Raw genomic sequence first — 13,342 nt, 5'->3', positions numbered from 1 at the left:
CGTCCTGAACGTAGCCAACTGACTGCTATGGGCCGGCGGTTCTAAACTACACTAGCGGTTCAAGCTGGCGATGAGTTGATGAAACTTCTCGCCCTGCACGGCGACGTGCCGCCGCAGAACCGACGCCGCCTGATCCGCGTTGCCTGCTTGCAGTGCCGCCAGGACCTCGGAGTGCTCGCTCATGGATTGTTGGAGCCTGCCGCGGAAGCGGAGTTGAATCCGGCGATAGGCCTTGAGCCTGTTTTGAAGTTGCAGCGCCTGCTTTTCCAGGAACGCGTTGGCCGCGCCGCGGTAGATGATTTGGTGGAACGTCTCGTTCTCTGTGTAGTAACGGTCGTGGTCCGTGTCATCGATGGCTTGCTGGCACCGGTCATTCGCGGCTGACAGCGCCTCGAGACCCTGATCGGTCATGCGTGTTGCCGCAAGGCGGCCGCACACCGCCTCGATCTCGGCCATGGTTTCGAACATCTCCATCAGTTCAACGGGGCCGGGCTGTCGGATGAAGACGCCGCGCCGTGGCACCTGTTCGGCCATGCCCGAGCTGACAAGCACCTGCAGCGCCTCGCGGATGGGCGTGCGCGAGACGTGAAACTGTTCTGCCAGCTTGAGTTCGTCCAGACGTTGGCCATCCTGAAATTCCCCTGAAAAAACCAGTTGTTCGAGGGCTTCTGCAATCTGATCTGCACGTCTGACATCCATGGGTGATGTGTATCATTCAGCGGGTAAAAAATGCAAGTATTGGATTATTGTATACAAGAAAGTTGACTCGTTATGCGCGCTGTGGGAGCGTCCCAGTCGTAGTTTCAGCGCGCAAAGTTGATTCACACCTAGGGAGGACACTATGAAATTCGCAAAACTCACAGCCACTGCCATGGCGGCGTGCCTGGCCATCGGATCGGCCGCGAGCGCAGAGACGCTGCGCCTGTCGCACCAGTGGTCCAACAAGGATGTGCGGCACCAGGTGGCCCAGATGGTCGCTGACGAGGTTGCTGCCGCAGGCGTCGATCTGGAGATACAGATCTTTGGCTCGAAATCGCTGTTCAAGCCGCGCGAGCAATATCGCCCACTCAGCCGTGGCCAATTGGACATGACCGTTCTGCCGCTCAGCTATGCCGGTGGCCAACAGCCCGCCTACAACCTGACGCTCATGCCCGGCATGGTGAAAAACCACGATCACGCCGCACGTCTGAGCGCATCCCCCTTCATGGCGGCCCTCGAAGAGAAGATGGCCGGTGATGACGTGATGGTCCTCGTCCATGGTTATCTGGCGGGCGGTTTTGTCGGCAAGGACAAGTGCATCACCGCGCCCGATGATGTGAAGGGCCTGCAGACCCGCGCGGCCGGCAAGGCGTTCGAGCAGATGCTGGCGGGGGCAGGGGCCTCGATCGCCTCGATGGCGTCTTCGGAAATTTACAACGCGATGCAAACCGGTGTTCTGACCGCCGCGAACACGTCGTCATCATCGTTCGTATCCTACCGGATTTACGAACAGGTCAGCTGCTATACCCCTGCGGGCGATGTGGCGCTGTGGTTCATGTACCAGCCCTTGCTGATGAACAAGTCGCGGTTCGACAGTCTGACCGAAGCGCAGCAGGTAGCCCTGTTGGACGCGTCCGCCAAGGCGCAGGCGTTCTATCTTGAGGAAGCCAAGAAGCAGGATGCCGCATCGGAACAAGTGTTCCGTGACGCGGGTGTCGAGATCGCGCAGATGTCGCCCGAGGATTTCGAAGCCTGGCGTGCGTTGGCGCAAGAGACGTCTTACGCCGCGTTCGTTGCGGAGGTCGATGGCGGGCAGGAGCTGCTCGATATGGCTTTGGCTGTCGAGTGATACACATCGCGAGGGGGCGCATGCACATGCGGCCCCTCTGCACCCCTTTTCTCATCCAAGGACATCGTCATGGCGGGTCATAGTTCCGCTGCGGTTGCGCGAACCGGAAACAACCCGTTTCTGCGCGTCGTGGCTGCACTCTCTACACTTGCGGGCTGGTGCTCGGCTGCGATGATTGTCGCGGCTGTCGCGATCACCTGCCAAATGATTTTCATCCGTTTCGTGTTGAACGGGTCGACGGTGTGGCAGACCGAGGCGGTGATCTATCTGGCCATCGCTGCCACGCTGATTGGATTGCCATATGTTCAGCGCCTGCGGGGGCACGTGAATGTGGACCTCATCCCACTGGCTCTGAGCAAGCGCGCATGCTTCGTTCTTGCGATGTTCACGCTGTCCCTGTCCATCGTCATGGTCGCGATCATGCTGTGGTACAGTTATGAATTCTGGCACCTGACATGGGAACGGAACTGGAAGTCGGACACGGTCTGGGGTGTGCGGCTTTGGATTCCGTATCTTGCCTTACCGGTAGGTTTTGCACTGTTCCTGCTGCAACTGGTCGCCGACATGGTCGCGATCCTTCTCAAAATCGAACAGCCGTTCGGCCTGGAGGACGTGTAATGGATCCGCTGACGCTGGGCGCGCTTGTTGCTGTCTGCACTATCCTTGTCCTGTTTTCCGGCGTGTCGGTGGCCCTTGGGCTGCTGATCGTATCGACAGGTTTCATCATGATCTTTGACGGCATGCGCTCGCTTGAGTTGCTGCCGGAAATCCTGTTTGGCAAGCTCGACAATTTTGCGCTTCTGTCGATCCCGATGTTCATAATCATGGGATCATCAATTGCATCGACCCGCGCGGGGGCGGACCTTTATGAGGCGTTGGAACGCTGGCTGACGCGGGTGCCCGGTGGTCTTGTGATATCGAATCTTGGTGCCTGTGCGCTTTTTGCCGCGATGTCCGGATCAAGCCCTGCAACCTGTGCCGCCATTGGTAAGATGGGCATCCCCGAGATGCGCAAACGCGGCTATCCCGATGGGGTGGCGGCCGGGTCCATCGCGGCGGGCGGCACTTTGGGTATTCTGATCCCGCCCTCTGTCACGATGATCGTCTACGGCATCGCCACCGAGCAATCCATTGGCCGCCTGTTTCTGGCTGGCGTGATCCCCGGTCTCATGCTGGTGGGTCTGTTCATGGTGTGGTCGCTGTATTCCACATGGCGATCCGGAGACCGGGCGCTGTTGGCGCAGGGTGATTATACGTGGCGGCAAAGGCTGGAAATTCTGCCGCGTGTCCTGCCCTTTATCTTCATCATCATCGGCGTGCTTTATGCCATGTATGGCGGTGTTGCGACACCGTCAGAGACGGCGGCTGTTGGGGCGCTTTTGTGTCTGCTGATTGCGATGGTGATCTACAAGCTGTGGAACCCCAAGGACCTTTGGGTGGTGTTGCGCGACAGTACCAAGGAAAGCGTGATGATCCTGTTCATCATCGCGGCGGCGGGTGTCTTTTCCTACATGCTGTCCAGCCTGTTCATCACGCAATCCATCGCGGCATGGATCGGCACGCTGGATGTGAACCCATGGGTCCTGATGGCGGCGGTCAATGTGTTCCTGTTGATCGCAGGCTTTTTCCTGCCGCCCGTTGCGGTGATCCTGATGGCGGCGCCCATCCTGCTGCCCATCATTACTGCTGCGGGCTTTGATCCCATCTGGTTTGCCGTGGTGCTAACGATCAACATGGAGATCGGCCTGATATCACCCCCTGTTGGTCTGAACCTCTATGTCATCAACGGGATCGCGCCGGACATTTCCTTGAAAACCATTCTGACTGGTTCCTTGCCCTTTGTCGCGTGTATGGTGATTGCGATCATTCTGCTTTGCATTTTCCCGGGCTTGGCAACCTGGCTTCCGAATGCGGTGATGGGCACGGCGATATGAGCTATTTCGCGGGGCTTCTTTCGACACTCTTTGATCGGCGGTACGAGCGTGCCGTATCTTTGGACGCGGAAGGGCGCACGATGACCGAGCTGGCGCTGGACCTGTTGGGCGCCCGCGGGGAAGTGTCGGGAAGCACCTTGGCGCGTTTGATCCTGGATCAATACGCCGGTGCTGATGACGCTGAAAAGCGGGGGTTCTTCGCGTTTATGCTGCAGGACCTCGAGATTGACCCTGTAGAGGTTGTGGAATGCCTGAAAGCTTATAAAGAGGCGCCATCGAAACGCAGTTATCGTGAGTATGCGCGTGCCAGCGAACCCAGACGGCAGGAATTGTTGCGACGGCTCAATCAGGTGCCGGGGGGGACGGCGCACCTTGTATCCATGCGGAAGGACCTTTTACGCATGATACGGACGGATCGAATGCTTGGTCCGCTGGATGTGGATTTCCAACATCTGTTCGCGTCGTGGTTCAATCGTGGTTTCCTTGTGCTGCGCCCCATAAACTGGTCCAGCCCGGCCGAGATACTTGAAAAGATCATCGCATACGAAGCAGTCCACGCAATCGACAGCTGGGATGATCTGCGTCGCCGTCTGCAGCCGTCGGACCGCCGATGCTTTGGCTTTTTCCATCCCGCGATGCCGGATGAGCCGCTGATCTTTGTCGAGGTTGCGTTGACCAGAGGCATCCCGAATTCCATCCAGAGCTTGCTGGCCGACGGGCGTGATCCCATCGAGGCAGAAGAGGCGGATACGGCGGTTTTCTACTCCATCTCGAACTGCCAGGCCGGGTTGGCGGGCATTTCCTTTGGCAATTCATTGATCAAGCAGGTGGCAGCGGACCTGTCGCGTGACCTGTCCTTGATCGAGACCTTCGTGACACTGTCGCCGATCCCGGGCCTGTCAAAATGGTTGGACCAGGCGGACCACCCCGCGCTTAAGAATGCCTCGCGGCAAGCGCAGGCGGCTTACTACCTGCTGGATGCAAAGCGCGAGGATCGCCTGCCTGTCGACCCGGTGGCACGGTTCCACCTGGGAAACGGGGCATCCGTCCATGCAGTTCACGCGGACGCCGATTTGTCCGAAAACGGGATGCGCCAATCATACGGTGCGATGGTCAACTACATGTATGATCTTTCCCGGATCACAACGAACCACGAGCAATTCGTCACGGAAAAAACTGTCGCGGCATCGCCGGAGGTGCATGCCTTGAGCGCACTGGTCGCTGCAGCAAAATAGGAACAAGCCTGATGCCCAATCCTCTTTACGATACGCTGTTTGGTCAGCATCTTCAGAGTGATGCCGTGTTCCTGCAACTGCCTGGCGGTGACGCGGTCACGTACCGGTCCTTCCTAGAAACGGCGGCCCAATATGCTGGTTTGTTGACGGATATGGGGCTTGCGCCGGGGGATCGCGTTGCCGTCCAAATCGCCAAGTCCACCGAAGCGTTGGCCGTGTATGCGGCATGTGCGCAAGCCGGGTTGGTTTTTCTGCCGCTCAATACGGCCTACACGCCGGACGAAGTTGCCTATTTTATTGAAAATAGTGGCGCGGGGTGCGTGCTGGGCGATGACAGTAAGCGGGTCGAATTGGCTGCCATCGCAGACCGGTGCAGCGCCCGTCTGGACACCCTGAATGCCGATGGCTCGGGATCGTTTGCCGACAAGGCGGCACGCTTTCCAACGACGTTCGAGACGGTGCATCGCGACAAGGACGACCTGGCTGCCTTCCTCTACACATCGGGAACAACGGGGCGTTCAAAAGGGGCGATGCTGAGCCAGGCCAACCTGTTGTCCAACGCGCAGACCTTGAAGCAGGAATGGTGTTTCACGTCCCAAGATGTGCTGCTGCATGCCTTGCCGATCTTCCATACGCATGGACTATTTGTTGCAACCAATGTGACGTTGTTGTCGGGCGGGCGGATGATCTTTTTACCCAAGTTCGATCTGGACCAGATGATCGCGCATTTGCCGGGCGCGACAACCATGATGGGGGTCCCCACGTTTTATACTCGCCTTCTCGGGGATGCGCGTTTCACCAAGGCGCTCACGGCGCATATGCGCCTTTTTGTATCGGGCAGTGCCCCGCTTCTGGCAGAGACCCACGTTCAGTTCAAAGCGCGCACTGGGCATCGCATCCTTGAACGCTACGGCATGACCGAAACCAACATGAACACCTCGAACCCCTATGACGGGGAGCGGCGTGCGGGGACTGTTGGTCTCCCGTTGCCGGGGGTGGAACTGAAGATTACCGACCCGAAAACCGGCGCACCCCTTCCGCCAGGACAGATCGGAGAGATCGAGGTGCGAGGCCCAAACGTGTTCCAGGGCTATTGGCAGATGCCGGAAAAGACCGCGGAGGAACTGCGGGCGGACGGGTTCTTTATCACCGGTGATCTGGGCGTTGTGGATGCAGATGGCTATGTCACCATCGTGGGCCGAAACAAGGATCTGATCATCTCGGGCGGGTACAACATCTACCCTAAGGAGATTGAATTGCTGCTGGATGAACAGGACGGCGTTCTTGAAAGCGCGGTCATCGGCGTGCCGCATCCCGATTTCGGAGAAAGCGTTGTCGGCGTCCTGGTGGCCATGCCGGACCAGCAGCCCGATCTTGACGCCATTTCGACCGCAATTGGAACGTCGCTTGCGCGGTTCAAGCAGCCGCAGAAACTGGTGCTGCTGCCCGAACTTCCGCGCAATACGATGGGTAAGGTGCAGAAGAAAGCGCTGCGGGATCAGTTCGCGACGACTTTCGCGTAATCGTCCGAAGCGCACCTAGCGTACCAGAATTTCCCGTGCGACCTGCTGCACCTTTCGTGTCAGACGCTTGAGGATGTCGGAAGAGATCGCGCTGTATTGCCAGACCAGTTCGGTTGCCATCTGATCCTCTGGAAACAGTTCCACGAGGCGGCCAGCAGCAATGTCGCCTTGGACTGACAGGCTGGGTGCTATGCCCCAACCAATCCCGGCACGACAGGCGTTGATATAGCCGGCAAATGACGGCACCCGGTGGGTCGCAATTGTCGTTGGGCCCCCGAATACGTGCTTGATCCAGAGGTCTGGCAAGCTGTCCTTTTCATCAAAGGCAATGCCCCGCACAGCGGATAGGCTGGCAAGCGTCACACCTTCCGGAAAAGCATCTGCATGAAAGCCCGGGCTGACGACAGCGCTGTACTCCAAGCGGCCCAACGGCAGTGATTTCAATCCATCCAGCATGCGGTCGCGCGGTGTGACGGTGGCGATTGCTTCGCCACGTTTCAAGGCCTCTGTCGTATATTCGCGGTCGTCACGCAGGATGTGGATTAGGACCTCTTCATCTGTGCAGAATTCCGCAATCACCCGATTGAACCAAGTGTTCATACTGTCGCCGCTGACCCCCACGCGCAGCACCACGGGTGCACGGCCCACAACAAGTCCTGATGTTTGAAAGTCCGATTTCACATCCTGTTCAAGCAGCTTGACCTGTTCCATATGCGCAAAGAGACGGTACCCCATCGGCGTCGCCTCACAGGGCTTGGAACGGACCACAAGGACCTGGCCGACGCGGCTTTCCAACAGTTTTACCCGCTGGGATACCGCGGAAGCCGTGATGCTGAGCCGTACGGCCGCCCCTTCGAAGCTGCCTTCGCGGACAACTGCCCAGAGGGCATTCAGCAGTTTGTAATCAAACATGAAAACATGCCCCGACACCCGGAAATTTCCCGCCATGGTAGCGTGTGCCTGTGTCCAAATCAAGTTTTGCTAAGGTTGCCTTAGGAAACTGAGCTTTTCTAATCACTCTCTTTCACACAACCTTGAGGTGTCCCGCTGATTTGCGGGGAGTGTGGAGGATAGATTATGAGTTTTGACCGCCAAATACGTGCCTATCGGGACACGGATCGCGATCACGCGATTGCCCTGTTTGAAGCTGGAAATGCCGATTACCGCAGCGCCGATACGGCGGCGCATTTTGATACCTATATGCGCCGCGCCCGATCGGGCGAGATTGACCGCTTGGGTGACAGTTTCGCAGAGCGCGGCGGACGCATCTGGATGGTGGAACAAGGCAGCGACGTGGTGGGCATGTTTGGGCTTGAGCCGGAAACCCGCACCACGATGCAGCTTCGCAGGCTGTACGTGACCCCGCGTGTTCAAGGCACAGGTCTGGCCCAATGGATGCTGGCCCGTGCCGAGGAGAAGGCTCGCGCATTGGGCGCGCAGCGTCTCTCGCTTACGACGTCGGCGCATCAGGTGCGGGCGATCCGGCTCTATCAGCGCCATGGTTACGACATGCGCCCCGACGTGCAGGCCCGCCACCCTTTGCGCAGCCTGCGTGCGGACACAGGCAAGCTGAGCGGCCTCAAGACGCTTGCGTCCGAACAACTGCCGCTAAGTGTGACCAGCCCATTTCAAGGAGTTTGCCATGTTTGATCGTATTGAAACCGACAATTGCTTTGCCGCTTTGGAGCATGCCGTTCAGGCGCGCTTGGTCCACGAAACATCGCGCGACGTTCTGGACCGAACAGAAAAGTCAATCCGGGCCTATATGGCTGACCGTGGCATCGACTTTGAAGGCCGTGCGCTGCCTATGTCGCTGCGCCCACTTGTGATGGACGAAGGACAGGTGGCAGCCACGGCGCAAAACCTGCGGCTGGTGCGCGCAGGCATCAACCGGATCATTGTCAGGACCCGCGCTGATATCCGCAGCAACGCCGATACGGTGCTGACCCGCTTTTTTGGTGGATACAGCAAGTGGTTCGACCTGATCGCCGCGGAGGAGCGTCGGCTGCCCGATGTCATGTTGATGCGTTTCGACACGGCGTTTGACCGTGAAACAGGATGGCAGGCGATGGAACCAAATGCGGCCTGCCCAGGTGGGGTCATTCATTGCGCTTATCTGCGCGCGGCCTGGCAGGACAGCGATCTTGGTGCTGGCCTGACTGAAGCTGTGCCAATCGTGGAGCGTGCCATCGACGATGCCTCGGGGTTTGTCCGGTTTCTGGAGGGCGTGATCAAGGCACCGGATGGCGACCGTCATGCCGTGATCTGCAACTATGATGGCACGTATACCAACGAGTTGGACAGTTTGGTACGTCGTGCTGCGATTGACCGCGCGGCGGGGCAGGGCGCCCTCACCATCAGTACCGCCGATATTCGCGCGCTTGAGCAAGTCGGGGACGAGATTCACCTGAACGGGCGGCGGGTCGACCTGATCTACAACAAGCTTGATCCGCTGGAAATTGACCCCCAAGACCCGGATACCACCGCGTGGCGCGCGGCCAGCCATTCGAAACACTGCACGTTTCTGAACAGCTTTGGCGCGATGTATATCGGCGAGGCCAAGAGCATGTTCGCGGCGCTCAGTGATCCGGCCATTGCCGCCCATGCCGGTCTCACCGTGGAGGAACGGGCGGCCGTGGAGACCTGTGTTCTGTCCACCCGCCGGGTGCGGGATTTGGCGCCGGCGCTTCGGGCCAAGGCTGTTGCTGATCGCGCGGCCTGGGTGCTCAAGGAAGATGCCACCACGCGTGGGATCGGTGTTGAGTTGGGGGATGCGCATGGGGCCGACGATTGGGCCGCTTTGCTTGCGGACTATGCCCCGCGCAACGGTGTCATTCAGCGCGCTGTGGCCACACCCCGTCGTGCCCGGTCCGGAAACGCGGGCGAGGAGTTCTTTGGTGCCGACTGGTTCTTTTTTGGAGACAGCTTTGCGGGCTGTGTCAGCCGCGCCCACGTGAACAAGGTGTTCAACGTGGGCAATGGCGGGTGCGAGGTTCCGGTACTTGTCGTGCAGCAAGAGGCGAAGGTGGAGGCCGTCTCATGCTGAACCGGGTCTATGCAAATCCGGTGGATTGTGACATGCTGCCCCGGGCCGAGCGGGAGCGGTATCAGGAAACTGCTTTGGCCCGCCTGTTGGCTGAATGTGGCGGTCACCCTCTTGTCGCAGAGAGGATCACCGGTCCGCTTGCCCTGCACAACATCACACCGGGGGAGTCCGAGGATCACAGCGGCGCCATTTGCGGCATTGGTCCCTACGCCAACCGTCCCAGCCGCGACCCCGGCGCGTGCATCGTGTTCTCAACCAGTGGCAGTTCCGGGACCGAACGGCGGCTTGTGACCTCGTACCAGGAAATCATCAACAACGCCCGGATCCACGGCAAGGGCTATGCCGCCTGTGGCGTTGGGTCCGACCATACGCTCGCCACCTTTGGAGAAGTCGGACGCTTTGCTTCGGAATTTGCGGTGATTGCTGCCCTCGACATGACGGGCTGCACAATTGTGCCCCTTGTCGATCGTCTGGACATCACCGCCAATGTCGCACTGTTTCAGGAGCTGAACGTGGACGCCCTTCTGGCGATGCCGTCGGAGTTGTTGGGTTATCTCGATCATTGGGAGACAGCGCCAGAGACCGTCCCGGCCTTGCGTCTGGTTGTCACCGGGGGAGAGCCTCTGCCTGCCCCCGTGCGCGCAAGACTGCAGCGGCTTTTTGGTCCCGAACTGAAAGTGCGGGGGACGTTCCAGACCGCTGATGCGGGCACAATCGGGTATCAATGTACCCATTGCGCGGACGGCGAATTCCACCTGCACGAAGAATTGCAACTGGTCGAGTTGCTTGATGAAAGCGGGCAAGCCGCCGCGGAGGGAGAGATGGTTGTCACCAATCTCTATCGGCGTGAAATGCCCGTGATCCGCATGAAAACAGGCGACCGCGCCGCTTGGACCAGCCATGCAGAGCGCTGTGATTGCGGGCGCACCTCGCGCCGGATCAGGTTGCTGGGTCGGGCTGCGCGTTTACTGAAGATTGGCGGGGAAAAGACATCAGCCCGGGCTCTCGGTGATCTGGGCGCGCGGATGGTGCCCAATGGTGAGTTGGTGCAATTCGTCGTGTCCCGGGATGCGGGCGGAGGTGATGTGTTGACGGCTCACGCCTGTGCCTTTGCTGACCCGGACCGGGCGCGATCTGCCCGCGACACGCTGCTCCGGGACCCATGTCTTGGATCACTGTACGCGCGTGGTCGCATTGTCGACCTCCAAGTGTCTGGTGCGCTGCCGACGCACCTGACCGGGTCCAAGCAGAAACCGCGCGCTGTTGTGGACATCCGCGACGACGCCAGCCTGAAAGGACATCACACATGAATGCGCCCGTTCTGACCATTCCCGCGCTCCTGGCTAGAGAGATGCCCGCCATCGCGGACCTGCGCGATCCGGTGCGCGACCACGCCCTTGAAAGCTGCATTGCCTCTTTGGACCTGTTGGCCAAGACGGTGATCGATCTACGGGGCGGGGTTGGCGTCAACGCCATGCGTTTTGCCAAATACGGCGCCATGCGGGTCTTTACCCTGATCTTAGATCCGCAGGCTGTGCGCTATGCCCGCCAGCTGATCCGCAGCAACGGTTTTGAGGGCGTAATTACGGTGATCAGCAAGCCTGTGGCGCAAGCCCAGGTTGATGGCGATCTGCCGGAAGGTGCGGATATCCTTTTTGCCGATGCGCTGGACTGCGGCGTGTTCAACGAAGGTGGGTTGGAGCTGTTTGATGACATCGCGGCCTTGCGTGGGCCCATGACACGGGTTCTGCCCGAAGCCGTGTTTCAAAGCGGAGTGATGGTGCATGATCCTGCGTCGCGTGCAACCTGCCGGTTTGACACCTCGTGCGGGTTCGATCTGTCCTGCCTGAACCGGATGAATGGGCGCGGATATGTCCCGGTGGTCAATGAAAGCGCGGCGCAACAATTGTCGCCGCGGGTCCTGTGCCGCCGCTACGACTTCACCAGCCGCGACTGTCTCGAAGATCGCATCATTGACGTGGTCGCCACCCGGGACGGCCCCTGCGACGGCCTTCTGACATGGTTCGAAGCGCATTATGGCCAGGTGCTGCTGTGTAATCGGCGCGAGGGCAGCCTGTGGCCTCCGGCCTATCACCCGCTTGAGACACCAATCCCGGTGCGGGCGGGCCAGCGCTATCGTTTCCAGATGACCGGCGATGGGCGGGTTGGTTTCCTGTGTGACAGCGCCGCCCCGGAAAGGGTGACAGCATGACCGCGGATCACCCCAATTACCTGCACATGGTCAGGCGTATTTCCTTCTTTGCGGCGATCAGCTACGCGGTCGACTATTCTTTTCAGCTGATCGACATGTTCTGGGTTGCGCAATTGGGCGCTGCGGCCCCGACGGCGATCACGCTGGTCTCTGTCATCCTGTTTGCTGTTCTGGCGCTGAACGAGATTGTTGGCGTCAGCACCGTTTCTCTGTTCTCGCAATCGGTGGGACGGGGCGATGACGTCGAGACCGGTGCCTTGATCCTGAATTGTCTGGTCGTGAAATTCGTTCTTGGCATTGCCATGGTTGCCCTGTTCGGTGCTGTGCTTGCGACCACCGTCTGGTGGCAAGGCCTGGACGGTGCCCTGCGACAACTGACGCTGGACTATGCTTGGGTGATCTGGCCCTCCCTCATTCTGGTACCCGTTTATTCGACCATCATGACCGTGCTGCGGACCGTGGGGCTGGAGGTTACGGCGGCCGCGATTTCGGTCATGATCCTTGCAGTCAATGCGGTCGCTACGCCGCTCTTGGTGCTTGGCTATGGTGACATGCAGGGTTTTGGGATTGCCGGAGCCGCATGGGCGACGATCCTGTCGCAAGTCTTGGCGTTGGCCCTATCATTGGCCGTGCTTGTGAAACAGCGCCCGGCCCTGGATGTCTTGCGCCGCGCTGCCCTTGCCTGGCAGCCTGCCCTTTATCGCAAACTTGTCCTGATCGGTTTGCCCATCGGCGCCATGATGGTGGTCTACAGTTTAGAAAACCTCGTGCTTGCAAACCTCGTGCTGGATTATCCTGTCGCTGTCAGCGATGGCTTTGGCATCGGTGCGCGTATCTTTGGCTTTGTGTTCATTATCAACCTTGGCATCACGGTCGGCGTGGGCATCGGTGCGGGTCGGGTCCTGGGCGCTGCCGGAACGTCGCAGGCCGCTGCCGAGGCGATCCGCAGCGGCACACAAAAGCTGTGCCTTGGCCTATTGGTGCTTGGGTTGTTGATCTGGGCCAGCGCCCCCCTTTGGCTGGCGGCTGTGCTGTCCACCTTTACCAAGACACCGGAAACCGCGGAGACCGCCGCGCTTTACATCCGCGTCATGTTGCTGACGAACTGCCTTTTCATGGTTACCTATGCGTTGAACGGCGTGTTCGAGGGATCCGGCGTGACCTGGCCCATCCTTGCCGCGGGGCTGGTCAGCTACGGTGTTATCGAGTTCCCATTACTGTTCATCCTGCACGTTCATGCACCGGGTAATCTGTTGCTGCTTTGGGGCACAATCTGTGCTGCGGCTGCCGCGGGTTTGGCGGTTACGACGGTCCTGTTCCGACTGCGGTTTTGGGATGTGAACAAGGACGCGGCGGTGGTGCCCTAGATCGGGATTGAGGTGTCCCCGACGCCTTGGCCTGATGTTATGGCGGGCGCGCGCCAAACGCGCTTGAACGTCGTGTGGAAGGATGCGCGCGAGTTGAACCTGACCTCGTGAGCAATGGCTATGATGGGAGCATCGTTGGTGTGCGGTCGGTTTGCAGCATCCCAGATCCGCCAGCTGTTCACATCGTCAAAGAAGCA

At 59.5% G+C, this 13,342-nt stretch carries 12 protein-coding genes; 10 read left to right on the top strand and 2 right to left on the bottom strand.

Translation table 11 applies throughout. The features are described from left to right. Positions 1 to 51: 51 nt before the first annotated feature. Positions 52 to 699, bottom strand: coding sequence for a GntR family transcriptional regulator (locus Q1A75_RS03070; protein WP_299546850.1), 648 nt, complete (start codon positions 697 to 699; stop codon positions 52 to 54). A 142-nt stretch (positions 700 to 841) separates the two neighbouring features. Here Q1A75_RS03070 and dctP point away from each other — a divergent pair, with 142 nt between their 5' ends. The 5 genes from dctP (at position 842) to Q1A75_RS03045 (ending at position 6,520) form a co-directional block, all read left to right on the top strand. Beyond that, the gene (gene dctP / locus Q1A75_RS03065; RefSeq protein WP_299546847.1) at positions 842 to 1,828 is read left to right on the top strand and encodes a TRAP transporter substrate-binding protein DctP; all 987 of its coding nucleotides are present in this window, start codon (positions 842 to 844) and stop codon (positions 1,826 to 1,828) included. A 69-nt stretch (positions 1,829 to 1,897) separates the two neighbouring features. Further along, complete coding sequence (locus tag Q1A75_RS03060; protein WP_299546845.1) at positions 1,898 to 2,446, top strand: TRAP transporter small permease; 549 nt, start codon at positions 1,898 to 1,900, stop codon at positions 2,444 to 2,446. Beyond that, entirely contained in the window at positions 2,446 to 3,762 is a 1,317-nt protein-coding gene (locus tag Q1A75_RS03055) for a TRAP transporter large permease (protein ID WP_299546843.1), read from the top strand. The genes Q1A75_RS03060 and Q1A75_RS03055 overlap by 1 nt, the downstream gene beginning before the upstream one ends. Continuing rightward, on the top strand, positions 3,759 to 4,997 hold the full coding sequence (locus tag Q1A75_RS03050) for a malonyl-CoA decarboxylase (protein WP_299546841.1): 1,239 nt from the start codon (positions 3,759 to 3,761) through the stop codon (positions 4,995 to 4,997). The genes Q1A75_RS03055 and Q1A75_RS03050 overlap by 4 nt, the downstream gene beginning before the upstream one ends. An 11-nt stretch (positions 4,998 to 5,008) precedes the next feature. After that, the gene (locus tag Q1A75_RS03045) at positions 5,009 to 6,520 is read left to right on the top strand and encodes a malonyl-CoA synthase (RefSeq protein WP_299546839.1); all 1,512 of its coding nucleotides are present in this window, start codon (positions 5,009 to 5,011) and stop codon (positions 6,518 to 6,520) included. Between the two features lie 15 nt (positions 6,521 to 6,535). On the opposite strand, the gene Q1A75_RS03040 is transcribed toward Q1A75_RS03045, so the two are convergent. After that, the gene (locus Q1A75_RS03040) at positions 6,536 to 7,432 is read right to left on the bottom strand and encodes an ArgP/LysG family DNA-binding transcriptional regulator (protein WP_299546837.1); all 897 of its coding nucleotides are present in this window, start codon (positions 7,430 to 7,432) and stop codon (positions 6,536 to 6,538) included. Positions 7,433 to 7,597: 165 nt separating this feature from the next. On the opposite strand from Q1A75_RS03040, the gene Q1A75_RS03035 reads away from it, so the two are divergent. From Q1A75_RS03035 to Q1A75_RS03015, 5 genes are read left to right on the top strand one after another with little or no spacing between them, the layout of a single operon-like run. After that, entirely contained in the window at positions 7,598 to 8,170 is a 573-nt protein-coding gene (locus Q1A75_RS03035) for a GNAT family N-acetyltransferase (protein WP_299546835.1), read from the top strand. Then, entirely contained in the window at positions 8,163 to 9,566 is a 1,404-nt protein-coding gene (locus tag Q1A75_RS03030) for a hypothetical protein (RefSeq protein ID WP_299546832.1), read from the top strand. Before Q1A75_RS03035 ends, Q1A75_RS03030 begins: the two co-directional genes overlap by 8 nt. Continuing rightward, the gene (locus tag Q1A75_RS03025) at positions 9,560 to 10,876 is read left to right on the top strand and encodes an AMP-binding protein (protein WP_299546829.1); all 1,317 of its coding nucleotides are present in this window, start codon (positions 9,560 to 9,562) and stop codon (positions 10,874 to 10,876) included. Before Q1A75_RS03030 ends, Q1A75_RS03025 begins: the two co-directional genes overlap by 7 nt. Continuing rightward, positions 10,873 to 11,778: a 50S ribosomal protein L11 methyltransferase gene (locus Q1A75_RS03020; protein ID WP_299546826.1), complete on the top strand. Its 906-nt coding sequence runs from the start codon at positions 10,873 to 10,875 to the stop codon at positions 11,776 to 11,778. The genes Q1A75_RS03025 and Q1A75_RS03020 overlap by 4 nt, the downstream gene beginning before the upstream one ends. Further along, positions 11,775 to 13,145: an MATE family efflux transporter gene (locus tag Q1A75_RS03015; protein ID WP_299546823.1), complete on the top strand. Its 1,371-nt coding sequence runs from the start codon at positions 11,775 to 11,777 to the stop codon at positions 13,143 to 13,145. The genes Q1A75_RS03020 and Q1A75_RS03015 overlap by 4 nt, the downstream gene beginning before the upstream one ends. Positions 13,146 to 13,342: the final 197 nt, after the last annotated feature.

Origin of the sequence: uncultured Tateyamaria sp., assembly GCF_947504105.1 — a bacterium.
GTDB lineage: Bacteria > Pseudomonadota > Alphaproteobacteria > Rhodobacterales > Rhodobacteraceae > Tateyamaria.
Note: the sequence above shows the minus strand (reverse complement) of the source record. Positions and strands in the feature narration are given on the sequence as shown.